Annotated in this window: 21 protein-coding genes and 1 tRNA gene; 8 read left to right on the forward strand and 14 right to left on the reverse strand. The window is 67.3% G+C overall.

Annotated elements, in window-relative coordinates; all coding sequences use genetic code 11:
* Positions 1–13: 13 nt before the first annotated feature.
* The 5 genes from AC07YS_RS27480 to AC07YS_RS27500 all read right to left on the reverse strand — a co-directional run bounded on the left by AC07YS_RS27480 (position 14) and on the right by AC07YS_RS27500 (position 4,579).
* The gene (locus AC07YS_RS27480; RefSeq protein WP_492729812.1) at positions 14–1,033 is read right to left on the reverse strand and encodes a FecR family protein; all 1,020 of its coding nucleotides are present in this window, start codon (positions 1,031–1,033) and stop codon (positions 14–16) included.
* A gap of 99 nt (positions 1,034–1,132) precedes the next feature.
* Entirely contained in the window at positions 1,133–1,651 is a 519-nt protein-coding gene (locus AC07YS_RS27485) for an RNA polymerase sigma factor (RefSeq protein WP_495269544.1), read from the reverse strand.
* 7 nt (positions 1,652–1,658) lie between these two features.
* Positions 1,659–2,417 carry a TonB-dependent outer membrane receptor gene (locus AC07YS_RS27490; RefSeq protein WP_495269545.1) on the reverse strand — a complete coding sequence of 253 codons (759 nt, stop codon included), beginning with the start codon at positions 2,415–2,417 and terminating at the stop codon, positions 1,659–1,661.
* A 235-nt stretch (positions 2,418–2,652) separates the two neighbouring features.
* On the reverse strand, positions 2,653–3,330 hold the full coding sequence (gene lolD, locus AC07YS_RS27495) for a lipoprotein-releasing ABC transporter ATP-binding protein LolD (protein ID WP_495269546.1): 678 nt from the start codon (positions 3,328–3,330) through the stop codon (positions 2,653–2,655).
* The gene (locus tag AC07YS_RS27500; protein WP_062473701.1) at positions 3,323–4,579 is read right to left on the reverse strand and encodes a lipoprotein-releasing ABC transporter permease subunit; all 1,257 of its coding nucleotides are present in this window, start codon (positions 4,577–4,579) and stop codon (positions 3,323–3,325) included. The genes lolD and AC07YS_RS27500 overlap by 8 nt, the downstream gene beginning before the upstream one ends.
* Positions 4,580–4,702: 123 nt before the next feature.
* Between AC07YS_RS27500 and AC07YS_RS27505 the strand changes: the two genes are divergently transcribed.
* The 4 genes from AC07YS_RS27505 (at position 4,703) to AC07YS_RS27520 (ending at position 8,478) form a co-directional block, all read left to right on the forward strand.
* Positions 4,703–5,680, forward strand: a complete 978-nt coding sequence (locus tag AC07YS_RS27505) for a hypothetical protein (RefSeq protein WP_495269547.1) — start codon at positions 4,703–4,705, stop codon at positions 5,678–5,680.
* Positions 5,677–7,398, forward strand: a complete 1,722-nt coding sequence (recJ, locus tag AC07YS_RS27510) for a single-stranded-DNA-specific exonuclease RecJ (protein WP_495269548.1) — start codon at positions 5,677–5,679, stop codon at positions 7,396–7,398. Before AC07YS_RS27505 ends, recJ begins: the two co-directional genes overlap by 4 nt.
* Before the next feature lie 49 nt (positions 7,399–7,447).
* Positions 7,448–8,041 carry a hypothetical protein gene (locus tag AC07YS_RS27515; RefSeq protein ID WP_062473695.1) on the forward strand — a complete coding sequence of 198 codons (594 nt, stop codon included), beginning with the start codon at positions 7,448–7,450 and terminating at the stop codon, positions 8,039–8,041.
* Between the two features lie 89 nt (positions 8,042–8,130).
* A complete protein-coding gene (locus AC07YS_RS27520) occupies positions 8,131–8,478 on the forward strand; it encodes a zinc ribbon domain-containing protein YjdM (protein ID WP_495269549.1) in 348 nt (115 codons plus the stop codon).
* A 67-nt stretch (positions 8,479–8,545) separates the two neighbouring features.
* Here the strand turns inward: AC07YS_RS27520 and AC07YS_RS27525 are convergent, their stop codons facing one another.
* Positions 8,546–11,695 carry an ATP-binding protein gene (locus tag AC07YS_RS27525; RefSeq protein WP_495269550.1) on the reverse strand — a complete coding sequence of 1,050 codons (3,150 nt, stop codon included), beginning with the start codon at positions 11,693–11,695 and terminating at the stop codon, positions 8,546–8,548.
* 141 nt (positions 11,696–11,836) lie between these two features.
* Here AC07YS_RS27525 and AC07YS_RS27530 point away from each other — a divergent pair, with 141 nt between their 5' ends.
* Together AC07YS_RS27530 and AC07YS_RS27535 are read left to right on the forward strand one after the other, a co-directional pair.
* On the forward strand, positions 11,837–12,226 hold the full coding sequence (locus AC07YS_RS27530; protein ID WP_495269551.1) for a cupin domain-containing protein: 390 nt from the start codon (positions 11,837–11,839) through the stop codon (positions 12,224–12,226).
* Positions 12,223–13,038 (forward strand): class I SAM-dependent methyltransferase, encoded by an 816-nt coding sequence (locus AC07YS_RS27535; protein ID WP_495269552.1) that lies wholly within the window; start codon positions 12,223–12,225, stop codon positions 13,036–13,038. Before AC07YS_RS27530 ends, AC07YS_RS27535 begins: the two co-directional genes overlap by 4 nt.
* Before the next feature lie 105 nt (positions 13,039–13,143).
* On the opposite strand, the gene AC07YS_RS27540 is transcribed toward AC07YS_RS27535, so the two are convergent.
* The 7 genes from AC07YS_RS27540 to AC07YS_RS27570 form a co-directional block, all read right to left on the reverse strand.
* Positions 13,144–13,219, reverse strand: a tRNA-Thr gene (locus tag AC07YS_RS27540).
* Positions 13,220–13,278: 59 nt separating this feature from the next.
* Entirely contained in the window at positions 13,279–13,857 is a 579-nt protein-coding gene (locus AC07YS_RS27545; RefSeq protein ID WP_495269553.1) for a ClpXP protease specificity-enhancing factor, read from the reverse strand.
* 41 nt (positions 13,858–13,898) lie between these two features.
* A complete protein-coding gene (locus tag AC07YS_RS27550; RefSeq protein WP_062473683.1) occupies positions 13,899–14,510 on the reverse strand; it encodes a glutathione S-transferase N-terminal domain-containing protein in 612 nt (203 codons plus the stop codon).
* Positions 14,511–14,605: 95 nt separating this feature from the next.
* Entirely contained in the window at positions 14,606–15,382 is a 777-nt protein-coding gene (locus tag AC07YS_RS27555; RefSeq protein WP_062473681.1) for a cytochrome c1, read from the reverse strand.
* Between the two features lie 37 nt (positions 15,383–15,419).
* On the reverse strand, positions 15,420–16,856 hold the full coding sequence (locus AC07YS_RS27560) for a cytochrome b (protein WP_070059900.1): 1,437 nt from the start codon (positions 16,854–16,856) through the stop codon (positions 15,420–15,422).
* Between the two features lie 14 nt (positions 16,857–16,870).
* Positions 16,871–17,488 (reverse strand): ubiquinol-cytochrome c reductase iron-sulfur subunit, encoded by a 618-nt coding sequence (gene petA, locus AC07YS_RS27565; RefSeq protein ID WP_062473677.1) that lies wholly within the window; start codon positions 17,486–17,488, stop codon positions 16,871–16,873.
* 160 nt (positions 17,489–17,648) lie between these two features.
* Positions 17,649–18,410: a response regulator transcription factor gene (locus AC07YS_RS27570; protein ID WP_495269554.1), complete on the reverse strand. Its 762-nt coding sequence runs from the start codon at positions 18,408–18,410 to the stop codon at positions 17,649–17,651.
* Positions 18,411–19,330: 920 nt separating this feature from the next.
* Here AC07YS_RS27570 and AC07YS_RS27575 point away from each other — a divergent pair.
* Together AC07YS_RS27575 and AC07YS_RS27580 are read left to right on the forward strand one after the other, a co-directional pair.
* Entirely contained in the window at positions 19,331–19,948 is a 618-nt protein-coding gene (locus AC07YS_RS27575) for a YjbF family lipoprotein (RefSeq protein WP_495269555.1), read from the forward strand.
* Positions 19,945–23,001, forward strand: coding sequence for a YjbH domain-containing protein (locus AC07YS_RS27580; RefSeq protein ID WP_495269556.1), 3,057 nt, complete (start codon positions 19,945–19,947; stop codon positions 22,999–23,001). Before AC07YS_RS27575 ends, AC07YS_RS27580 begins: the two co-directional genes overlap by 4 nt.
* A 102-nt stretch (positions 23,002–23,103) precedes the next feature.
* Here the strand turns inward: AC07YS_RS27580 and AC07YS_RS27585 are convergent, their stop codons facing one another.
* Positions 23,104–25,107, reverse strand: a complete 2,004-nt coding sequence (locus AC07YS_RS27585; protein WP_495269558.1) for a polysaccharide biosynthesis protein — start codon at positions 25,105–25,107, stop codon at positions 23,104–23,106.
* Positions 25,108–25,177 lie beyond the last annotated feature (70 nt).

Consider the following 25,177-nt stretch of genomic DNA (forward strand, 5'->3'; position numbering starts at 1 on the left):
ACGGCCGTCCGATTCAGCTGAGAACCGTCAATCCGCCCGGCAACGAACGGGCGTCGAGATCGAAGGCATGCTGCAGCTGCACCAGCGCCAGGTCGAGCGATGCGATGTAGAAGCTCCCGGTGACCAGGCGGCTGCGCGCGGCCGTGTTCATCAGCACCACACGACCGCGCCGGTAGCGGTTGATCTCGTCGAGCACGTCGGACAACCGGGCCTGCGTGAACACCAGCTCGCCCTTGCGCCAGGCCGACAGGTTGGCGGCGCCGACCAGCGCCACGCTGCTCACCGACGTGCCGTCGTACACCGTCTGCTGGCGCGCGCGCAGCTCACGCGCGCCCGCGGGATGCTCCACGCGCACCGCGCCTTCGATGCAGGTCACGCACACCTTGGCGTCCAGGTAGCGGACCTCGAAACGCCCCGACTCGGCCAGGCTGCGGCCCGCCCCGGCCACGACGCCGAAGGGCCGCGCGCCACTGGCCGACGACAGATCGAACGCGGCCTCGCCCTCGAGCAGGTCGACGCCGGTCGTCCGGCCGTCCACCGTGCGGCGCCGGATGCGGGTCTGGGTGTTCAGGGTGACCTGCACCCGCTCGGTGAGGCCCACCTCCAGCTGCTCGCCGGTGGCAGTGCGGTAGTCGGCACCCGATCCCGCCGGCGCGGGCCACAAGCCCGCGGACGGATGGAACACCGCCACGCCCGCGACACCGGCCATGGCCGCCGCGCCCGCTGCCGCACCGAGGAAGGCGCGGCGCGCGAGCACCGGCCGGGGCTGGTGGCGCGCATGAAACGCCGCCGCATCGGCATTGGTGCGAAGCACGCCGGCAGAGGCCTGACCGAGCACGGCCCATTGCGCCCTGGCCTCCTTGAAGACCGCCGCGTGCGCCGGGCTGCGCGCCAGCCAGTGCTTGAAGCGCTGGGCGTCCTGCGGCTTGACGGCACCCGAATGAAGCAGCCGCAGCCACTCCCAGGCCTCGTGCCGCGTCGTGTCGACCGCGAGGGCGGGATCGTCGACCGGTGCCGTCAGGGGGTCGTGCATCACGGCCGCGACCCTTCTTCTGGGCCTCGGCCCGTTGCGAGCGCCAGGGTGATTCGATTCTTCACTCCGTACGACGAACGGGCCGCGCCGATCCCGCAACTATTTTTTGTCATGGGCCATCCGGGCACTCAGGTAGTCGTGCGCATGCTTGAGTTCGTATTCGACGGTGCGCAGGGAAATGTCCAGGCGCCGGGCCACTTCGGGCTGCGTCAGTCCCTCCATGTGCACGAGCACGACGACCTCGCGCCGCCGCGCCGGCATGCGGTCCAGCAACTTGATCACGGCGTCCAGCTGCGAACGCGCCTCGGCGATCCGCGCGGGTCCCGGCGCCGTATCGGCCAGTTCCATCAGCGCATCGATTTCTTCGAAAGGCAGGTTGCGGCTCTGGCGACGCTGGATGTCCAGCGCAATGTTGAACGCCATGCGCACGAGATAGCCGCCCGGCCGCTGGATCGGCCCTGCTTCGCTTCCGCCCTGGTCGTTCACGCGCAGCCAGGTGTCGTGCAGCGCGTCCTCGGCCAGGTCTGCATTGCGCAACGCGCGGCCCAGCTGGCGCTTGAGGGCGTCGTAGTGCCTGGACAGGTAGTCCATGAGCACGGGGCGGACGTCTTCGGCCATGGACAGGTCAGGACGGCGAGCGGCCGGCCGCCTCGCGGCAGCGCGTTCCGCCGCGCGCATCGGTGGGCAGGATGAGCAGCGTCAAAGGCTGCGGCAGGTCCGGCGGCGGCGCATGCGCGAGGCGCACGCCCCGCAGAACCTCCAGCATCTCGGCGTCGCGGGCCGCGTCGCCGGTCAGGCCGAGCAGGCGCGGCCGGCGAAGCTGGCCCCCCTCGTCCACCTCGAAGCGCAGCAAGGACCGGTATGTTCCCGGCCGCGTGCGCACATTGCCGCACAACGCTTCCCAGACCCGCGCCTGCAGCAGGCTGGGGTAGCCCGCCAGGCTTCCAAGGCTGGCCGCGCGCGGGGCCTCCGCCCGGGCCTGCGCCGGCCTCAGCGCGAGCGTGACGGCCGAACCCGTGCGGACCTTTTCGGCCACCAGGCCCGTGCCTTCCAGCAACAGTTCAAGCGCGGTGTCGGGGGCGTAAAGCCCGCGCACCGCGGAGGACGTCAGCCCGGCCAGGATTTCGCTACGAAAGAGTGCAGGCTGCCGCGTGACGGCGGCATAGCGCTTGAGCGCATCGGCCAAGGGAAGCGAGGGAATGTCGAACGCCAGTGCGGCGTCACCCGTGCCTGGAACCGCGCCGGCCGGGGCCTCGCCCTCACGCAGCGGTGATGCAGATCCGTCGCTCGCCCAGGCCGTGCCGGCCAGCGACGACAGCGCGAGCGCGCAGAGTGCGACGCTGCGGCCTGCCGAGCCCGCGAACCCAGGGTGCACCTCGCTCACCCTCGCGGCGCAACGATGCCGCGCGCATCGTCACGCCCGCCGTGAGGATGCGAAAGCCATGGCAGGGAAAAAAGTCGAGTCGGCAAGGAGCGCACGCCAGTCGGGAAACTTGCATGCTGTCACCGGCGTGTGACGGTCTCGTTGCAACGTCAGACCTTCCTGCGCCCCGGCGCGTGGCGCGCATCCCGTGTGCCGCGGGAAGCCCGAGGACGCCCCTCGAGCGGTTGACCGGCGCTCAGCCCGCCAGCCGCCCCGCCACCAGCTGCAGCACACGGTCGCAGCGCTTGGCCAGGTCCTGGTCGTGCGTGACCATCACGAAGGCCGTGCGGTGCCGGTGCGCGAGGTCGAGCATCAGTGCGAACACGGCGTCGGCCGTGCTGCGGTCGAGGTTGCCGGTGGGCTCGTCGGCCAGCACGCAGGCCGGCTGCGTGACCAGCGCACGCGCAATGGCCACGCGCTGGCGCTCGCCGCCCGACAGCTCGGCCGGCCGGTGGTGCAGGCGTTCGCCCAGGCCCACGCTGGCGAGGATCTTGGCCGCGGCCTGCGACGCTTCGCCGGCCTCGACGCGGCGGATCTTCAGCGGCATCGCGACGTTGTCGAGCGCACTGAACTCGGGCAGCAGGTGATGGAACTGGTAGACGAAGCCCAGGTGCTGGTTGCGCAGCCGGCCCTGCTCGGCAGCGTCGGCATGCGCGATGTCCTTGCCGAGCAGTTCGACCTTGCCCGCGGTGGGTGCGTCGAGCCCGCCCATGAGGTGCAGCAGCGTGCTCTTGCCGGAACCGGACGCGCCGACGATGGCCAGCGTTTCGCCGGCATGCACGTCGAGGTCGACACCGTGCAGCACGGTGAGGTCGATACGGCCTTCGTGAAAACGCTTGGTGAGGCCGCGGGCCTTCAGGACGACATCACTCATAGCGCAGGGCCTCGGCAGGATTGACGCGGCTGGCGCGCCAGCTCGGATACAGCGTGGCCAGGAAGGCCAGGATGAGGGAAATGATCGCGATCGGCATGATGTCGCTTTGCTGCGGATCGCTCGGCATCTTGCTGATCAGGTAGATGTCCTTGGGCAGGAAGCTGGCGTGGAAGAGCTGCTCCAGGAAGGGCACGATCACGTCGATGTTGTAGGCGATGCCCAGGCCCAGTAGCAGGCCGCCGACGGTGCCGATCACGCCCACCATGGCGCCCTGCACCACGAAGATGGCCATGATGCTGCGCGGCGAGCTGCCCAGCGTGCGCAGGATGGCGATGTCGGCGCGCTTGTCGGTCACGGTCATCACCAGCGTCGAGACGAGGTTGAAGGCCGCCACGGCGACGATCAGCGTGAGGATGATGAACATCATGCGTTTCTCGACCTGCACGGCCGCGAACCAGGTCTTGTTCTGGCGCGTCCAGTCGCGGATCAGGAACTGGCCCGGCAGCGTGACGGCGAGCTGGTCGGCCACTTCGCGCGCTTCGTGCAGGTCTTTCAGCTTGAGGCGGATGCCGGTCGGGCCTTCGAGGCGGAACACCTTGGCCGCGTCTTTCTCGTGCACCATCGCCAGCGCCGAGTCGTACTCGTAGTGGCCCGAGTCGAACACGCCGACCACGGTGAACTGCTTCAGGCGCGGCACCACGCCGGCCGGCGTGACCTGTCCGCCCGGCGCCACCAGCGTGACCTGGTCGCCGGGCTGCACGAACATGGAGCGCGCCAGTTCGATGCCCAGCACGATGCCGAACTCGCCCGGCACCAGCTTGTCGAAGGTGCCGCCCTTGGCGATGCCGCCGGTGTCGGTGACCTCGGGCTCGAGCGCGGGGTCGATGCCGCGCACGATGGCGCCCTTCATGTCTTCGCCGCGCGCGATCAGCGCCTGCGTGTTGATGAACGGCGCCGCGCCGATCACCTCGGGGTTCTTGCGGGCGTCGGCCATGATGGCGTCGATGTCCTGCAGGGCCTGGCCGTCGCGCGAGAAGATCTCGATGTGCGACACCACGCTGAGCATGCGGTCGCGCACTTCCTTCTGGAAGCCGTTCATCACGCTGAGCACGATGATCAGCGCCGCCACGCCCAGGGCAATGCCGAGCATCGACACGCCGGAGATGAAGGAAATGAAGCCGTTGCGTCGCGTGGCCCGGCCCGCGCGCGTGTAGCGCCAGCCGAGCTGCAGTTCGTAGGGGAATCGCATCAGCGGCCTCGCCCCGTGGCCTCAAGGGGCATGGGCGCACCCGCGGGGGGCGGCAAATACTCGGGGTGAGGAGCAAGGGGGTAGGTCATACGGTGGAATTGTGGCATCCCGGACAATAGGGAAATGGCCGAACCTCTCCCACGTCATCTGTTGATTCCCTTTGCCGGCCGCGGTTCCCCGGCTTGCCGCGCGGCGCTCGCGACCCTGCGGCTGCCGAACCTCGAAACCCTGCTGCTGCGCCTGACGCTCGCCGACACCGACACGCAGGACGACAGCACCCGCTCCCCGCCGCACGAACGCGCGCTGGCCCGCGCGCTCGGCCTGCCCCCCGCCGACGACGGCTGCATTCCCTGGGCCGCGCTCGAAGCCCGCAAGACCGGCCTGGCCGCGCCCGGCGACCCCGAGGCCTGGGGCCTGGTGACGCTGTGCAACTGGCAGGTCGGCATCGACGACGTGGCGCTGGGCGACCCGAGCGCCATCGAGATCGACGCCGCCGAGTCGATGGCCCTGCTGACCGTGGCGCAGCCGTTCTTCGAGGAAGACGGCATCGCGCTATACCCCTCTGATACACCGGGCCGATGGCTCGCCCGTGCGCCCATCTTCGACGGGCTGGCCACGGCCTCCATCGACCGCGCAGTGGGGTACCCCATTTCGCAGTGGTCGCCGCTGGGCGATGCCTCGCGGCCGCTGCGCCGGCTGCAGAACGAGATGCAGATGCTGCTGTACACGCAGCGCGTGAACGACGAGCGCACCGCGCGCGGCGTGCCGCCGATCAATTCGTTCTGGCTCAGCGGCACCGGCGTCCTGAAGGACGGCGACCTGCCCTCGCCACCCGCCACGCGCACGCCGGTCGTCGACCTCGCGCTGCGCGACGCCGCACTGCACGACGACGGCCTGGCCTGGGCCACCGCCTGGCAGGCCTTGGATGCCGACGCCGTCGCCGGCCTGCTCGCGGAGCTGACGCGCGGCGCCGACGTGGCGCTCTCGCTGTGCGGCGACCGCGGCGCACAGCTTTTCACCGTGCAGCCGCGCGGCCTCGCCCGCTGGGCCAAGGGCCTGTTCGACCGCAACCGCGCCACGCAGGTGCTGGAGTCCCTATGAAGATCATTGCCCGGGACATCCCGCCGCGCACCGTCTGGGCGCTGGAGCAGGCCGGCGTGCACCCGCTGCTGGCGCGCCTCTTTGCGGCACGCGGCGTGCGCGGCAAGGACGAGCTCGACGACGGGCTCGCGCGCCTGCTGCCGCCCGACACGCTGCGCGGCACGCGCGAAGCCGCCGTGCTGCTGGCCGACGCCATCGCACAGGACAAGCGCCTGTGCATCGTGGCCGACTACGACTGCGACGGCGCCACCGCCTGCGCGGTCGGCGTGCGCGGCCTGCGCCTGCTGGGCGGCAAGAACGTGAGCTACCTCGTGCCCGACCGCGTGGTGGACGGCTACGGCCTGACGCCGCCCATCGCCGAGCGCGTGGCTGCGGCCGGCGCCGACATGCTGATCACCGTCGACAACGGCATCGCCAGCGTCGAGGGCGTGGCCGCCGCCAAGGCGCGCGGCCTGCAGGTGCTGGTGACCGACCACCACCTGCCCGGCCCCGAGCTGCCCCTGGCCGACGTGATGGTCAACCCCAACCAGCCCGGCTGCGAATTCGAAAGCAAGAGCATCGCCGGCGTCGGCGTGATGTTCTATGTGCTGCTCGCGCTGCGCTCCGAGCTGCGCTCACGCGGCGTGTTCGACACCGCCACGCAGCCCAAGCTCGATGCGCTGCTGCCGCTGGTGGCGCTGGGCACCGTGGCCGACGTGGTGAAGCTCGATGCCAACAACCGCCGCCTCGTGGCCCAGGGCCTGCGCCGCATCCGCGCGGGCGCGATGCCGGCCGGCGTGGCGGCGCTGTTCAAGGCCGCGGGGCGCACCGCCTCGGCCGCGACCACCTTCGATTTCGGCTTTGCGCTCGGCCCGCGCATCAACGCGGCCGGCCGGCTGGCCGACATGACGCTGGGCATCGAGTGCCTGCTGACCGACGACGCGGGTCGTGCCGACGAACTCGCGCGCATGCTCGACGGCATCAACCGCGAGCGGCGCGACATCGAGGGCGGCATGCGCGACCAGGCGCTGCTGCTGGCCGAGTCGCTGTTCGCGGCCGATGGCGAAGGCGTGGAAGCGCCGCCGCCGGCCATCAGCGTGTTCGGCGCGGACTTTCACGAAGGCGTGGTGGGCATCGTGGCCTCGCGCATCAAGGACCGCTTCCATCGCCCGACCTTCGTGTTCGCGGCCAGCGCGGCGCCGGGCAAGGAGCAGGAGCTGAAGGGCTCGGGCCGCTCGATTCCGGGCTTTCACCTGCGCGATGCGCTCGACCTCGTGGCCAAGCGCCACCCCGGCGTGCTGCTGCGCTTCGGCGGCCACGCGATGGCCGCGGGCTGCACCGTGGCGCGCGAGCACTTTCCTGTCTTCGAGCGCGCGCTGGCCCAGGTGGCCGGCGAATGGCTGGCCGAGGCCGCGCTGACGCGCCAGATCGAGACCGATGGGCCCATCGCGCGCGAGTACATGCGCATCGACCTCGTCGACACGCTGCACCGCGAGGTCTGGGGCCAGGGCTTTGCGCCGCCCACCTTCAGCGAAGAGGTCGAGGTGGTGTCGCAGCGGCTGGTGGGCGAGAAGCACCTGGCGCTCAAGCTCAAGCACCAGGGCCAGCCCATCGACGCGATCTGGTTCAGCCACACCGAGCCGCTGCCGCCGCGCGTGAAGCTGGCCTTCAGGCTCGATGCGGACGAGTGGCAAGGGGTGCGCCGGTTGCGCTTTCTGGTCGAAGGCGCGGAGGTGTGACGCGGGCGGCCTAGACTGGAGGCCCATCCATTCGACCGGGCACTCTCGCATGCAGCAAGAAGCCATCTCGGCCCACGACATCTTTCCGCACATCCGCGTCGTGATGGGCATGGTCATCGGCCTGGGCGTGACCCGGTTGCTGTCGGGCGTCGCACGCATCGTGCAGCACCCGACGCAGTACCGACTCTATGCCGTGCACCTGGCCTGGGTCGCCTCGGTGTTGCTGGCGCTGGTGCATTTCTGGTGGTGGGAGTTCGGCCTGTACCAGATCGACAGCTGGACCTTCGGCACCTACGCCTTCATCGTCAGCTACGCGATCCTGCTCTTCTTGCTGTGCGCGCTGCTCTTTCCGGACAGCATGCAGGACTACGCGAGCTACCGCGACTACTTCTACGCCCGCCGCGCGTGGTTCTTCGGCCTGCTGGCCGCGACCTACCTGCTCGACGTGGTCGACACGCTGATCAAGGGCGAGGCGCATTTCGCCCGCTTTGCGATGGAGTACCTCATCCGCACGCCCATCCTCGTGGGCCTGTGCATCGCGGCGGCCCGATCGGCCAACCCGCGCTTTCACACGGCCTTCGTCGCGGGCACGCTGGCGTACCAGCTGTCGTGGATCTTCCGGCTCTTCGACACCTTGGATTGAGCCGCTGCGGCCAACAGGAACAGGACCTGCGTCCATGAGGGCAGGCTAGTATCCACGTCCTTCAACCGATACGGACCCCACCTACCGCCGTGAGCACCCTGCCCCCTTGCCCCCAATGCCATTCGGAATTCACCTACGAAGACGGCCTCAACCTTGTCTGCCCCGAATGCGCTCACGAATGGTCCGCCTCGGGCGCTGCCGCCGAAAGCGCGGTCGATGAGGCGCGGGTCATCAAGGATTCGGTCGGCAACGTGCTGAACGACGGCGACACCGTCACCGTCATCAAGGACCTCAAGGTCAAGGGCTCGTCGCTGGTCGTGAAGGTCGGCACCAAGGCGAAGAACATCCGCCTGATCGACGGCGATCACGACATCGATTGCAAGATCGACGGCATTGGCGCGATGAAGCTGAAGTCGGAATTCGTGCGCAAGGCGTGAGACCGGCCTGGCTCATGCGGCGCAGCGTCTCGCTGTCCGTTCGTCACGCCGGTGCCGCGCGGACTTCCTAGCTGGCCAACTCCCGGCAGCGCGCGGCGTCCAGCGCATGGCCGCAGGCATGGAACTCCCGCGCCGCCGCGGCGAAGCCTTCGCGCGCGGCAGCGACACGGCCAGTGGCCCGTTCGATGTGGGCCTGCGCCTCGTGCAGCGACGCGTACCAGGCCGGCAGCTTCATCACCACGTTGGCCAGGTATTCGGACTGCTGCTGGTGGCTGGCCGCCAGGTCCAGTTCGTGCGCCCTCGCGGCCGCGATGGTGGCCGGGATGGCGAAGGTGATGCGGCAGCCGGGGCAGCTTTCCAGCGGGCCGCGCACGTTGGCCTCGGCCTCCTCCAGCACGCCCAGCGCGGCGTCGGGCTGCGTGGCCATCGCGATGCGGGTGCCGTAGATGCGGTCCAGCAGGTGGAAGCCGACGTCGGACTGGCGCGCGACGTCGAGCGCTTCGTCGAGCAGGCCGCGCGCCCGGTCCATCTGCCCGCGGTAGATCGCCAGCTCGGAGCGGCGCTGCAGCGACAGCGCCTCGCCCGTCGCACCGCCGATCGCGCGGTGCATGCGCCCGCCGGCCACCAGGTCCTGCTCGGCGGCGTCGAGCTGGCCGCTGAGCAGCCAGGCCTCGCCGCGCAGCGTGACCGCGAACGCATGCCCGCGCGCCGCGCCCAGCCGCTGCGCTTCCGTGGCCAGCGCATCGGCGAATGCGATGACCTCGGCGTACGGCCGCGAGCCGTACAGGAAGCGCTGCGTGATGCACAGATGGCCGTCGAACACGCGCACCGCCAGCTGCGGCAGGTGGCTCGTCTCCTTGAGGTCGGCCCACACGCTGCCGTGCAGGTCGCCGCGTGCGTGCGCCGCCGCGGCCTGCGACCAGGAGGCGATCACGAGCGTGCCTTCGTCGCCGGTCTCCAGGGCGATCCGGCGCACTTCGGCCGACCGGCGCGTGCCTTCGGCGGGGTCCCCGAAGCCCAGGGCCGCCGCGCCGCTGTACGCCAGCGCTTCGGCGAGACGCCCCGCCACCGTCGTGGGATGCACGTCCTTCAGGTACTGCAGGGCACCGGGCGGGTCGCTCATCTTCACTTGGGCCAAGGCCCGCTTGGCGCGCAGTTCGTGGGACAGCGCGTCTGGCGCGACGGCGGCGGCCGCATCGTAGGCGGCCAACGTGCCTGGCCGGCCCAGGGCGTCCAGGGACTCGGCACGCAGCGCCAGGGCTTCCGGCTGCGTCGCCCGGTGCGCGAGCAGCGGCTCGACATGGCGCAACACGTCCTCGTAGGCGCCGAGGCGAAAGGCCTGGCGCGCAGCCGCCAGCGCACACGGCATGGCCTGCTCGGCATCGCCCGCGGCGAGCCAGTGATGGCCCACCAGGCCCGGTGCCGCACCGCCCTGCGCGAGCCGCTCCGCCACGTCGCGATGCAACAGCACACGCCGGTGCGGTGGGATGCCTTCGGCCAGCGCGTCCCGCACGAGGGCGTGGCGGAAGCGGTAGCGGCCATCGGCGACCACCAGCACGCCCGCGGCCAGCGCCTGGTCGAGGCGCGCCAATGCGTCGTGGCCTTCGTCGGCGGCCAGCGCCACGGCCGTGGCCACGTCGAAATCTTCGGCCGACAAGGCCAACCGGCGCAGGGCCTCCGTCGTGCCGGGGTCCAGGTCGCACAGGCGTTCGGCCAGGGCCGACGACAGGCTGCGGGACATCACCGCCGTGGCGCCGTCCAACGTGGCGGTACCGCGCGCGAGCTCGACCACGGCAAACGGCAGGCCTTCGGCACGACGCGCGATGGCGGTGGCGGCCTCGCCCGTCATCGGTGCATCGGCCGAGCGGGCCGCGAGCAGCGCCGCTTCTTCCTCGGACAGCGGACCCAGTTCAAGGGCCTCCAGCTGGCCGGCGCGCTGCAGGCGGGAAGTGTTCCGGTCCAGCAGGGGCGGCAGCGCGTGCCGGCAAGCAAGCAGCACGAACACCGGGGGGCCGCTTGCCGCCAGTTGCGTCAGCGCCTGGGCGCTCGCGTCGTCCGCCGCGTGCGCATCGTCGACGATGAGCAGCACCGGCTTTTGCGCAGCGGTGGCCAGCAGCAGCCGGCGCACGGCGCCCACCATCTGGTGACGCCCGAGCGGCAGGGCCAGCGGTTTCACGTCGCCCGAGGCGGTCATCTGCGCCAGCACGGCCTGGGCGTGCGCACCGATGGCCTGTGCCGCGTCGGGCAGTTCGCCGAGCAAGGGCTCCACCAGGTCGGCCGCGATGCCGTAGGGCCGGGTCCAGTCGCCGGCCTGCAACGAGCGCACCTGCCAGCCCAGGCCCCGCGCTTCTTCGGCGACGCGGCGGCAGAACGCGGTCTTGCCCATTCCCGCCGGCGCGCGCACCACCGCGCCCCCCGGCCGGCCCGCGAGGCTGGCGCGCAGCCACCCCAGGACACGCACCAGCTCCATGGCACGGCCGACGAAACGCGGCGCGGCGCCCTCCAGGCCCGCCACGCATTCGCGGTACAGCGCCTCGGCCGGCGGACCGGGGCGCAGGTCCAGGGTCTGCTGCAGATGGTCGCGCAGGTGGCCGTACCAGCGCAGCGCCGAAGAGCGTCGCCCGGCCGCCAGTTCCTCGCGCATCAGCTGCACATGCGCCGCCTCGTCGGTGGGGTCTTCGCGCACCAGCCGTTCCAGGTCGCCGGTCTGGCGCAGCAGCCGCAGGAACTTGTCGCGCAGCCGCTGGCGCGGCGCCTCGGTCCAGGCTTCGTAGCGGGCGTCCGGCAGGAGGTCGCCACCGTAGAGCTGTGCGGCCGCCTTGCAGGCCTGCGGATCGCCGCTGCGCAGGGCCTCGTCCGCTGCGCGCTCGAACTGCTCGGCGTCGCACGCCACCGCATGGTCGGGCAGCAGGAAAACGCGGCCGCCTCGCAGCACCAGGGCGTCGGGCTGGCCGATGAACTGGCGCGCGTGGTGTGCGGCCTTGCGCAGGTTGGCGCTGCCCGCGTCGGGGTCCAGGTGCGGCCACAGGGCTTCCACCACCTGCTCGTTCGCCAGGCTGCGTCCGGGCTGCAATGCCAGCAGCTGCAGCAGCTCGGCGGCGCGCCGGGTCAGCGGCACTGGTGGAATCTGCGGGTCATCGCCGGCCACGCTCAGGTGGAACGGGCCCAACAGCCGGATGGACACGGCTTCGGACGGCGGAGTCGGTGGGGGCGACATCGCGATTCCTTTCCCCCGGCACGGGCCGGGAACGTTTCAGGAACGCCAAGCGTGGAGCATCAGTATGCCGTCTATCGAATCTGGCGGGTGCAACGAATAGACGCATCACCCTCGCGCCCGCGGACCCTCAAGGAGTACCTCATGCATATCGCAAAAGACGCCGTCGACGTGAAGATGGAAATTCCCGGTACCCTGATCCGGCAGCGTCTGAATTTCGGCGACGCGACCGGCTACAGCAAGATCAGCGGCGAGTACTTCACGCTGTCGGCGGGCGTCGACACGACGCCGCTCTTCCAGGGCCTGAACAACCACAACTCCTGCCAGTGCCCGCACTGGGGGTTCGTGCTCAAGGGCCAGATCACCACCACCGACGACGCCGGGGAGCAGGAGACCGTTCAGACCAACGACCTGTTCTATTGGCCGCCCGGCCACAACGTCAAGGTCGACGCCGACGCGGAGATCGTGATGTTCAGCCCGCAACACGAGCACACGCACGTGATCGACCACATGATCGAGAAGGTGAAGTCATGAACCCGAACAAGGCCCTCTGGGAAAAAGGCGACTTCACCCGCATCGCCGAGAGCATGCGCGAGAGCGGTGAAGACGTCGTGCGGCACGCGCACATCACGCCCGGCATGAAGGTGCTGGACCTCGGCTGCGGCGACGGCAACACCGCCATCCCGGCCGCCAAGCTCGGCGCGCAGGTGCTGGGCGTGGACATCGCGGCCAATCTGGTCGCTGCGGGCAACCGGCGGGCGGCCCAGGCCGGGCTGTCGGCCAGCTGCCGGTTCGAGGAAGGGGACGCCAGCGAGCTGCGGCTGGAGAACAAGTCCTTCGACCTCGTCATCAGCATGTTCGGCGCCATGTTCGCGCCCAAGCCCTTCGACGTGGCACGGGAGATGGTGCGTGTCACGCGCCCGGGCGGCCGCATCCTCATGGGCAACTGGATCCCGAACGACCCGACGCTGGTGGCGCAGATCCTGAAGATCAGCTCGTCGTATGCGCCCCCGCCGCCCGAGGGTTTCGTGAGCCCGATGGGCTGGGGCTCGACCCCGAACATCATCGAGCGCTTCGGCGCGGCGGGCGTTGCCTCGGAGGCCATCAGCTGGGAACGCGACAGCTACATCTTCGACTTCAAAGGCTCGGCGGCGGAATTCGTCGACACCTTCCGGCAGTTCTACGGGCCGACCATGAACGCATTCGACGCGGCAGCCCAGGCGGGGCGCACCGACGACCTGCGTGCGGAACTGGTGACGCTGTTCCAGAGCCAGAACCAGAGCCAGTACCCCAACACCTGCCTGATCGCCGCGACGTTCCTGCGGGTGACGGTGGACGTGGGCTGATCCGCGGCGTTCCGTCGGCTTCTGCGGCCGGTCCGGACCGCCGGACAGGTCGAGGGAGACAAAGAAAAAGCCCGGCAACGCAGGACGTTGTCGGGCTTTTTTGATTGGTGCCGCTTGTCGGAATCGAACTGACGACCTTCCGCTTACAAGGCGGGTGCTCTACCAATTGAGCTAAAGCGGCTGAAAGAAAGCAGTGCTGGCGACGATTCTAAGCGGCCGGCTTTGGGGCCGACCGCGTCGTCACTTGACGCGCTTGAGCGACGGCCGGGTGCCGCCACCGGCCGGTGGGCGCGGCGGCTCGTCGGTCGGGTCGGAAGGCGCCGAGCCGGCGTCGACCGTCTCGTCGCCCTCTTCGCCCGTCACCAGATGGAACACCTTGCTGGCGTCGCCTTCGGTGCCACGCGAGGCATCGCGCAGCGGCATGCGCGGCGCGCTGTTCGGCGAAGCCGCAGCCAAGGCGGCGTCATCGCCATCGTCGGACGTGGTGGCGGCCGGCACGGGTGCCGGGAACGCCATGCCTTGGCCGTTCTCACGGGCGTAGATCGCGATCACGCGGCCGACCGGCACGCTGATCTCGCGCGCCGTGCCGGCGAAGCGGGCCTTGAACTCGATGAAGTCGTTGCCCAGCTTCAGCGAGCTGGTCGCGTCGAAGCTGATGTTCAGCACGATCTCGCCGTTCTTCACGTACTCGCGCGGCACCTGGACGGTGTCGTCGACCAGCACCGCGACATAGGGCGTGAACCCGTTGTCGGTGCACCACTCGTACAGCGCCCGGATGAGGTACGGGCGGGTGGAAGAGGACTCGAGCGCGTTGATCATGAAAGGCGGCGAAAAACGAAGGAAGCAAGCACGCAGCTTACTTACTTTCGCATGACCTTTTCGGACGGCGTCAGTGCTTCGATGTAGGCCGGGCGCGAGAAGATGCGCTCGGCGTACTTCAGCAGCGGCGCCGCGTTCTTGCTGAGGTCGATGCCGTAGTAGTCGAGACGCCAGAGCAGCGGCGCGATGGCCACGTCGAGCATCGAGAAGTTGTCGCCCAGCATGTACTTGTTCTTGAGGAACACGGGTGCGAGCTGCGTGAGGCGGTCGCGGATGTGCGAGCGGGCCTTTTCGAGCGCCTTCTCGTTGCCCTTGGCGGTGCGGTTCTCGAGCGTGGCGACGTGCACGAACAGTTCCTTCTCGAAGTTGAGCAGGAACAGGCGCACGCGGGCGCGGTCGACCGGGTCGCCGGGCATCAGCTGCGGATGCGGAAAGCGCTCGTCGATGTACTCGTTGATGATGTTCGACTCGTACAGGATCAGGTCGCGCTCGACCAGGATCGGCACCTGGCCGTACGGATTCATCACGCTGATGTCTTCGGGCTTGTTGTAGAGATCGACGTCGCGGATCTCGAAGTCCATGCCCTTTTCGAACAACACGAAGCGGCAGCGGTGGGAGAAGGGGCAGGTCGTTCCTGAATACAAGACCATCATGGCGAGAGACTCCTAAAAATCAAAAAGAGTGGGTCGCCTGGGCAACCCACTCTGTGGGACCGGACGCACGAGGCGCCCGGTCGGCGTGAACGGAATTACTTGACGTCTTTCCAGTACGAGGCGTTCAGTCGCCATACGAAAACCACCGACATGGCCAGGAACAGCAGCACCCAGACGCCGATGCGCACGCGGGTGTTCTGTGCCGGCTCGGCCATCCACTGCAGGTAGCCGACGAGGTCGCCCACTGCGCTGTCGAACTGCACCGGGGTCAGCGTGCCGGGGGTCACTTGCTCCCACTTGCCCGTGAACACGTCGGTGGCATGACCATGCTGCTCGACCTTGGCGTGCACCGGCAGGCGCTCGCCCTGCAGTTCCCACAGCGGGTTCGGCATGGCGACGCTCGGGAACAGCAGGTTGTTCCAGCCGGTGGCCTTGGTGTCGTCGCGGTAGAAGCTGCGCAGGAAGGTGTACAGGTAGTCGGGGCCCGTGCCGCCGTGGCCGGCGCGCGAACGTGCGACCAGCGTCAGGTCGGGCGGCGTGGTGCCGAACCATTCCTTGGCCTGGCGCGCGTCGATGTTGGCCTTCATGGTTTCGCCGACCTTGTCGGTCGTGAACAGAAGGTTGTCCTTGATCTGCTGCTCGCTGATGCCGATGTCCTGCAGGCGGTTGTAGCGCATGAAGGCGGCCGAGTGGCAGTTCAGGCAGTAGTTGACGAACAGCTTGGCGCCGTTCTGCAGGGCCGCCACGTCGGTGGTCTTGTTGGGCGACTTGTCCCACGCCAGACCGCCCGATTCGGCGGATGCGGCCGCGGAGAAGGTCAGGCCCAGTGCCAGACCCATGACAGCGAGCCAGCCGGAAATTCTTTTCTTCATCGTGTTTCTCTCAAGCTCTCTTGCACTTGCGCGCGCATCAATGGGCGGCGAAGACCACGCGCTCGGGCACGGTCTTGAATTCGCCCTTGCGGCTCCACCACGGCATCAGCAGGAAGAAGCCGAAGTAGAAGAGCGTGCCGATCTGCGAGATGGTCTGGGCGATGTCCAGGGCGAACGAGCCGATGACCAGGTTGCCCCAGACGCCGGGTGCCTGGATGCCCAGGTAACCCAGGATCAGGAACAGGAACACGAACACGCCGTAGACATACTTGTGCCAGCTCGGACGGTAGCGGATCGACTTGACTTCGCTGTGGTCGAGCCACGGCAGGAAGAACAGGATGATGACCGAGCCGCCCATGATGACCACGCCCCAGAACTTGGCGTCGAAGGTCTTGAGCAGGAAGATCACGACGGCGGCCACGACCACCGCGGCAACCTTCAGACCCATGCCCGACTTGCCCTTGATGAAGTTCCAGACGGCGGCGGCCGCGATGATCAGCGCGAACACGTTGACCATGTCGTCGGTGGTCGCGCGCAGCATCGAATAGAACGGCGTGAAGTACCAGACCGGAGCGATGTGGTTCGGCGTCTTCAGCGAGTCGGCCGGGATGAAGTTGTTGTACTCCAGAAAGTACCCACCGGCTTCGGGCGCGAAGAAGATCACTGCCGAGAAGATCGTGAGGAACACCACCACGCCGAAGATGTCGTGCACCGTGTAGTACGGGTGCGACGGGATGCCGTCGAGCGGATGGCCGTCGGGACCGCGCTTGGCCTTGATCTCGATGCCGTCGGGGTTGTTCGACCCCACTTCGTGCAGCGCGATCAGGTGGGCCACCACGAGGCCGAGCAGCACCAGCGGCACGGCGATGACGTGGAAGCTGAAGAAGCGGTTCAGCGTGGCGTCGCTCACGACGTAGTCACCTCGGATCAGCAGGGCCAGGTCAGGACCGATGAACGGGATGGCGGCGAACAGGTTCACGATCACCTGGGCGCCCCAGTAGGACATCTGGCCCCAAGGCAGCAGGTAGCCCATGAAGGCTTCGGCCATCAGGCACAGGAAGATCGCGCAGCCGAACACCCAGATCAGCTCGCGCGGCTTGCGGTAGCTGCCGTACATGAGGCCGCGGAACATGTGCAGGTACACCACGATGAAGAACGCCGAGGCGCCCGTCGAGTGGATGTAGCGGATCAGCCAGCCCCAGGGCACGTCGCGCATGATGTACTCGACCGATGCGAACGCCTGGTTCGCGTCGGGCTTGTAGTGCATGACGAGGAAGATGCCGGTCACGATCTGGATCACGAGGACCAGCATCGCGAGCGAGCCGAAGATGTACCAGAAGTTGAAATTCTTCGGTGCGTAGTACTTGCCCCACTGGTCGTTCCAGAGCTTGGTCAGCGGGAAGCGGTTGTCGACCCAGTTGAGCAGCTTCTCGCCGGCGGGAGCGTTGGGGGAAACTTCGTGAAATTCAGCCATGTTCGTGGTCTCCCTCAGGCCTTCTTGCTGTCGTCGCCGATGAGCAGGCGCGTGTCGGACAGGTACATGTGCGGAGGCACAGGGAGGTTGTCAGGAGCGGGCTTGTTCTTGAAGACGCGGCCGGCGAGGTCGAACGTGGAACCGTGGCAAGGGCAGAGGAAGCCGCCTTCCCAGTCGTTCGGCAGCGAGGGTTGCGGGCCGGCCTGCAGGCGGTCGACCGGCGAGCAGCCGAGGTGGGTGCAGATGCCGACCACGACCAGCACATCGGGCTTGATCGAACGGTGGCCGTTCTGCGCGTACTTGGGCGTGAATTCGTCGGGGTGACGCTTGGAGAGCGGATCGGCGAGCTGGCCATCGAGCTTGGCGAGTTCGGCGACCTGGTCGGGGCTGCGCTTGAGGATCCAGACCGGCTTGCCGCGCCATTCGACGGTGATCTTTTCGCCGACCTTCAGGGCCGAGATGTCCACTTCGACCGCGGCGCCCGCGGCCTTGGCCTTTTCAGACGGCTGGAATGTGCTCACAAAAGGGATTGCGGTGGCCACGCCGCCCGCTACGCCGGCACAGCTGGATGCGATCAACCACGTCCGCTTGCTTGTGTCGATCCGGGGCGAGCCGGAGGTCATGTCACTCATGGGGATCCTCTAAGTCTTCTTCGCTGGAGCAGGGGCTGACCTTTGCCACAGCAAGGTCAACCCGAGATTGTAGCGGGGCGCAAAAGGGTTTTTCAATGATTGCCGCGCGTGCGCACGGCGCCGCAGCACGTGCGCGACAGCACGCGACGGCCCTCGGCGCTCAGCTCAGCAGCCCGTACTGGGTCGCCTGCCGAACGGCTTGGGTGCGCGACTTGACGGCCAGCTTGCGGTAGATCCGCTTGGCGTGGAACTCGACCGTGTTGATCGAGAGGCAGATCGCTTCGGCAATCTGCCGATTGCTCCAGCCTTGCGCGATCAGGCGCAGCACATTGAGCTCCCGAGGTGACAGCAGCCCGGGAGCAGGCATCGGGGGCGAAACCGTGTCGCCGTCGCGCAGCGCGGACTCAACACCCTCCGGTTTCGCGGACGCCGCAATCAGGCCGAGGACGCGACGCGCGACGCGTGCGTCCATCGGCGAACCACCGCGCTCGATCGAACGCAGCAAGAAAGAGAGTTCAGCATCGTCGGTGCTCGTCAGCAGATAGCCGGAGGCTCCTGACGAGATCGCGGCCTCGACCAGCAGGCGGTCGTCATCCTTCGACATGGCGATGGCGTCGATCTGCGGGTAGGCACGCCGCAGGTGCGACAGGAGCACGACGCCGCCGTCATCAGTCAAGTGCATGTCGACCAGCACCAGGTCGTAGGGCAACGCGGCCAGCAGACGGATCGCTTCCGCGTGCGTGGAGGCGATCACGACGCGGCGGCCCGGGGCCAGATCGCAAAGAAGGCGTCGCATGCGATCGGCCAGGGCCAGGTCGCCCTCGACGATCAGCGCACCGAAGAAGGCGCAACCCAAGGCGGCGTACCGGCCAGCGAGTGCCGGCGCCGACTGTGCGCTGCTGGCGGACAGGTGATTCATCATGAGCAGACGCCTCCGATCACGCCATCGGCCGCGCGCCCGCACACTCGCACACCCTTCGCCACCCCACCTTCAGACAATCGAACCACGCATATCCCCTTGTTGTGCCCCGCGGCCTACCTTGAATGTCAACTTTCGTTTCGGGGTACTGCAGGAACAATGCCTGGGAGTCGGCCATGCGGCCCATTGCAACGATGGCTCGATGAGTGCGTTGATTTCATTGAAGAAATGCGACGGTAACGCCCGGGACCCCGCCGATGGAGCTGCGCGCCAGTCGCCGTCGTTACGGTCATCCTGGGCGGAACGTTACGTAGCATTGAGATACACATGCACCCGTCACACTCATCCACAACAATCGAGGCAATACGCGGTTACAAGGAGGCCGTGGCAAACGCCTCATCCTCCAGGCCAAATTAGTTGCGGCACACTTCTGATGCTGCTAACCTCAAGTCAAGAGCATAAAAACCCTTTGAGAGGATCACTGTGAAGACGAACAAACTGGTTGCTACCGTCGCCCTTGCCACCCTGGCAATCTCGTCGGCTTTTGCCCAAACGCAGGTTACCCCTGCGCCCGCAAGCAACAATCGCGCATTTACGCCGGGCCCCGCTGGCGCTCCGAGTGCAACCGCTGCTGGCCTTGGCGGCCTGACCCCCGTTCAATGGGGCGCTGTTGCAGGCACCGGCGCACTGATGCTGACCCTCGGCAGCAGCAACAACGGCAACGGCGGCGGCGGCTTCTTCGTCCCTGGCACGGGCACCACCGGCACGGGCACCACCGGCACGCGTTAATGCTGGTTGCCCTCCTGAAAGGAGGGCATTCGCTGAAAAGTCCGCGCGTTGCTTCCGCCACGCGACTCTTAGAACGTTGCCTTTTGGCAACGTTTTTCTTGGGCGTTGGCGGTTGCTCCTCCGGAACTTCAGCCATGCTGGATTCAGCTCGACTGCTGTATCGCGGCGAGTCTGCAGCAACCCAGCCCAATTTCAATCCCAGCTATCGGTACCTGCGGGCCACCGTCGATGGGCGCGTCCTGTACATGGTGCTCGGCTATATCGATCAGCGCGCCGAAGGGCCCGTCGAGGTTTGGTACAGCGGCACGGGCGAAGTCGTCCGACTTCTGAATGGTCAACTGGTCGGCACGACCGGGCTGTCCATCGACTGGCGCGACGTTCGACTTGCCAACCCACCCGCCTGGCAAGCTCACACTGCCAACACCACGCAGACCTACGCGCGCGAACGCGACCTGATGCCCGGCTATCGCTTCGGCATTCGCGACGATATCGCGCGCGCGTCGATCGCGCCGCCCACCGACAGCGCTCTCGCCGGCATGCCCGCAAGCGGCCTGCGCTGGTATGAAGAACGCAGCGTGTCCCGCCCTGCGACGGCCTCCGTTCCTCCCGCCCGCTTCGGCGTTTCATTTGCTTCTGGCGCCCCTCAGGTCGTGTATTCGGAGCAATGTATTTCCCGCGACCTCTGCATGAGCTTCGAACAGTGGACACCCCCCGCACCAGCAGCCGGCACCGCGGCGCGCGCTGGTACATGAGCCCCCTCTTCCTGCGAGCCATCAGCCCCCCGCATTGGCCCCGTCGAACGGCCCTTGCCTGCGCGTTGATGGCAAGTCTTGGCGCCGCAGCGGAGCCGTCGCAGAACGCGGCGACCGTTGAACCTGCAAGCGATGCCGAAGTGCGACCCGGCGAACGACTGAGCACTTGGCTGCTGCGCCAACCCGAGGGCTCGGCCGCGCCCGGGCTCGCATGGCGCGTACCGCAGGAACGACTGGCCCAGCAGTTCCTGAAGAACACCCTGCTCGTGCGCCTCGAGGCGGCCAGCAGGCGCGCACCGCGCCCCGAGCAACTCGATCGGCTGAAACTCATCACATGGCTGCAGAACCTGCCGATCACCGGCCGCGTGGCGCTGGGCATCGTGGACCCCCGCTGGCTGCAGGCGCACCCGGATCAAGACCCCGTGCTGTCGGCCGGCCAGCAGCTCATTGCGCCCTCCCCGCAATTGAAAACCATCGCGGTTGTCCGCCCCAATGGCGAGTTGTGCCACGTGGCGCACGAGGCCGGCCGGACCGCTTGGGACTACGTCATCGCCTGCGCCCCCAACACGACTCACGATTGGGCATGGGTGGCGCAGCCCGACGGCCGAACGTCCCGCGTGGGCATCGCCCCCTGGAACGGCCACCCCTCCGATGAGCCGGCACCCGGTGCATGGATCTGGGCAGCGCCGCGCGGCATGGCCGAACTGGTCGACGCATCGGAAGGCATCATCAAGTTCCTGGCGACACAGGGCCCTTCGCCTCAGACAGCAGCGCTGGGCACCACCACTGCCGCGCTTGCGGCTGCCAAGCCGGCCGCAACACTCAATACGGCCATTCCGCCGTCAGTTCCGCCGGAAAGCGTCATCTCGGTGCGCCCCGACGCCTCGGCCCCGCAATACAAGGCGCCTCGCACAAGCAGCAACGACTGGGGCGAAACCGGCCTGCTTCAGACGCCGACAGCACGCATGGGCGAGGCCGGTGATTTCCGTACGTCGATCAGCCACGTGTCGCCCTATACGCGACTGAACGTGATGTTCCAGCCGCTGGACTGGATGGAGGCCGGCTTTCGCTACACCTCCATCAGCAACCGCGCATACGCCGCCAGCACCACGGGTCAAAGCAACAAGGACAAGAGCATCGACGTGAAGCTGCGGCTGCTGCGCGAATCCGCGTATGTGCCTCAGGTTGCGCTGGGCTTTCGCGACCTTGGCGGTACCGGCCTCTTTTCGGCCGAATACCTGGTCGCCAACAAACGCTACGGCGATCTCGACTTCAGCCTCGGCATCGGCTGGGGGTATCTGGGCAACAGCGGAAACATCCGCAACCCCTTGCTGGCCCTGAGCAATCGTTTCAGAACGCGCACGGTGAGTTCCGCAACGGGCGGCGAGGCGAACTTCAAGGCCTTCTTCCGAGGTCCAGCCTCCTTGTTCGGCGGCGTCGAATGGCGCACCCCCTGGGATCCCCTGACGGTCAAGCTCGAATACGAAGGCAACAACTACAAGAACGAGCCTCAGCAGAACAACCAGGTTCAGCGCTCACCTTTCAACATCGGCCTGGAATATCGCTACTCACCCGGGGTCGCGTTCACCGCCGGCCTGGAGCGCGGCAACAAAGTGATGGTGGGCCTGACCCTGTCCACCAACATGGCGAGCATGCGAGCCAGCAAGCCCGCAGACCCGCCGCCGCCTCGCTTCACACCGGAAGCGCCGGCCAATCCGCCAGGATGGGCCACCACCGCAGCAGAGATCCAGGCACGCACCGAATGGACCGTGCAGCGCATCGCGCCGCAAGGCGACAGCGCGCACGTCTGGATCACCGAGAGCCACACGGTGTACCGCGAGGCTCGTGTGCAGCAGGTCATTGCCGTCATGCATCGGGATGCACCTGCGTCGATCAAGCACTTCATCCTTCATTACAACGAGCGCGGACTGGCACTGCACACGCAGGTCGTCGATCGCAGCGAGTGGGTGACGGCGCACTACCAGGCACAGACGCCCGCAGAACTGCGCGCCACGGACCAGCGCGACTATGCCCCGCCGCGCGGCCGAACCGAAGACGGGCTCTACGTGCCGGCCTCGCCACAGCGCACACCCACCGAGGCAACAACCGCCGCCATCGCATCGCCCGGCGAGACGCCGGCCATGGCGCCGTGGGAACGGCGCACGGAAAGACTCACGTTCGGCCTGACCCCGAGCTTCTCGCAGATCCTCGGCGGCCCCGATGCCTTCCTGCTCTACCAACTCGGCGTCTCGGCCACTGCGGAGTACCGCTTCACACCCAGCACCTGGGTGAACGCCGCGCTGAACTGGCGCTTGCTCGACAACTTCGACAAGTTCACCTACACGGCGCCCAGCAACCTTCCCCGCGTGCGAACCTACCAACGCGAGTACGCAACGACCAAGCGGTTGACGATGCCGGTGTTTCAGCTGACCCACGTGGGCCGACTGAACGAAGACCAGTACTACAGCGTCTACGGCGGTGCGCTCGAATCGATGTTCGCCGGCGTGGGCGCCGAATGGCTCTACCGCCCGTGGCGCAGCAGGTTCGCGTTCGGCATCGACGTCAACCACGTACGCCAGCGCGACTTCGCGCAGGATCTCGGCCTGCGCGACTACAAGGTCAACACCGGCCACGCTACGCTCTATTGGGACACCGGCTGGAACGGGGTGCAGGCCAGAATCAGCGCGGGCCAGTACTTGGCGGGCGATCGTGGCGTCACCCTCGACATCAGCCGCCGCTTCGACAACGGCGTGACGATCGGCGCGTGGGCCACCAAGACCAACGTGTCCGCCGCACAGTTCGGCGAAGGCAGCTTCGACAAGGGCATCTACGTTTCCATTCCCTTCGATGCATTGCTGCCGCGCTCGAGCAAGTTCACTGCGAACTTTGCCTGGGCGCCGCTGGTACGGGATGGCGGCGCCAAGCTCGGGCGGATCAACCCGCTGTTCGAGATGACGTCGATACGGGATCCGAAGGCTTTCAGCTTCTCGCCACCCGACGACAAGGCACCGAAGGCAGGGGACAACATCCTCGACTTCAAGCGGGCGCAATAGGCACCCGCCGGCTGGAAACAAAAGAGCCCCGCTCCGGGGCTCTTGGTTACAGCATCGCCCCAGCGAACCAGGGCGAGAAAAGAACGAAGCAGTTCTATCGAATCAGATTGCCACGACAATCTGATTCGGCGCGGATGGCTGGTTGGCCTCGCCCACCTGCGCAGCGCCGACTGCCGCTGCGATGGGCAGAGCACGGTCACGCACACGGTGACGCTCCATATGCACCCAATCCACCACCTCCGCATGAGGCCGATAGCCGGGTAGCATCTGCGTCAGCGTCTGCTTCAGCATCGGCACATCGCTGCTTTCGAGTGCCGCATTCAGCGTCTCGAACTGGCGCCAGAGTTCGTTCCAAGGCAGACAGGGATCGTGTGCCTTCATCACACGAGGATGCGTCGTAGGCATCGCGCTGTCACCAATCAGGAGCTCTTCATAGAGCTTCTCGCCGGGCCGCAGCCCAGTCACCTGTAGCTCAATATCGCCATCCGGCGAATGTTCGTCACGGACCGTGCGCCCCGAAAGCTCCACCAGCCGACGAGCGAGATCAATGATCCGTACCGGCTCGCCCATATCGAGCACAAAGACATCGCCACCCTGCGCCATCGCACCCGCCTGAATCACCAGCTGGGCGGCCTCGGGAATGGTCATGAAATAGCGCGTGATGTCCGCATGCGTCAGCGTGATCGGGCCACCTGCCTCGATCTGCTTGCGAAACAACGGAACCACTGAGCCACTGGAGCCGAGCACGTTGCCGAAACGGACCATCGAGAAGCAGGTGTCCGAACTCTGCTGTGCCAGCCCCTGCAACGCCATTTCGGCGACGCGCTTGCTGGCCCCCATGATGTTCGTCGGCCGCACCGCTTTGTCGGTACTGATGAGGACAAAGTTGGGGACCTTGCACTCCATGGCAATCCGCGCCGTCGTGAGCGTGCCCATCGCGTTGTTTCGCACACCCTCTGCCGGGTTATGCTCGACCAGAGGCACATGCTTGTATGCCGCCGCGTGATAGACCGTGTCAGGGCGCCAAGCGCGCATCACTTCGCGCAGCCGCGCCGCATCACAGACCGAAGCGAGCAGTGGGATGACACGTACGTTCGGCGCCAACTGTTCCAGTTCTTGGTGGACGCCATAGAGCGCGTACTCGCTCAGCTCCACAAGCAGCAGCGTTGAAGGCGCCAGTTGAATGATCTGCCGACACAGCTCACTGCCAATGGAGCCACCGGCCCCGGTAACCAATACCACCTGGCCGCGGATGTGCTTGTGCAACAAGTCGGCCACCGGCTCGACCGGATCCCGCCCCAGCAAGTCTTCGATGTCGACTTCAACCAGATCATTGACCTGCACCTTGCCGTTGGCCAGATCAAGCAACCCCGGGAGCATCCGTACATGCAGATGCAATGGCAACAACTGGTTCAGAATTTCAACACGACGCCCGCGGCTGGCCGAGGGCATCGCCAAGAGCACGTCCGTGATCCCCAAACTGGCGGCGTTGTTGCTGAGCCAATCCGAGGACTGAATGCGCAGACCGTTGATCGTGTTGCCTTGGAGGTGCGAGTCATCGTCAACGAAAGCGCGGACGACCATATCGCGACTTTGGGCCAATGCCGCAGCCAGTTGCAAACCCGCGCTACCCGCACCGTAGATCACCACCTGGGGCAGCTGCTTGCGCTGCAGCGCACTCATGTAGAGGCCGCCCAGCCAGTAGCGCGCAAACATGCGCGAGCCGGCGATGGCCAGGAACAAGAGCAACGGCACCAGCAATCCGACCGTGCGCGGTACCCCTCGCACACCGACCACCGAAAAGATCAACGCATAGCCGAGGCCAAACAACACGCACGCGCGCACGATGGCCATGACTGCAGCCGTGCCTGCATAGCGAAAGATGGCTCGGTAGAGCCCGAACACCACAAAGAGGGGAAGCGCAAGGGCGACAGCGACCGCGACAGCCGACCACTGAACGCCCCGCGGCGTCATCCACTGCTCGAAACGAAAGCTGAATGCCAACCAGACACACAGGACGCAGAGCATTGCATCCACCCCTAGAGCCAGCATGCGCTTCATGGGGCGCGGCAAAGCAAGCAAGGGCGCAGCCAGACGATTGATCACACTGAAAACTCCTGCGGCGTTGGAGTGCGCCGCGCTGCAACAATTGTCCGTGAAGGGTACCCACCCCTCC

This window comes from Variovorax sp. GW458-11-26-14-LB1 (genome assembly GCF_059423965.1).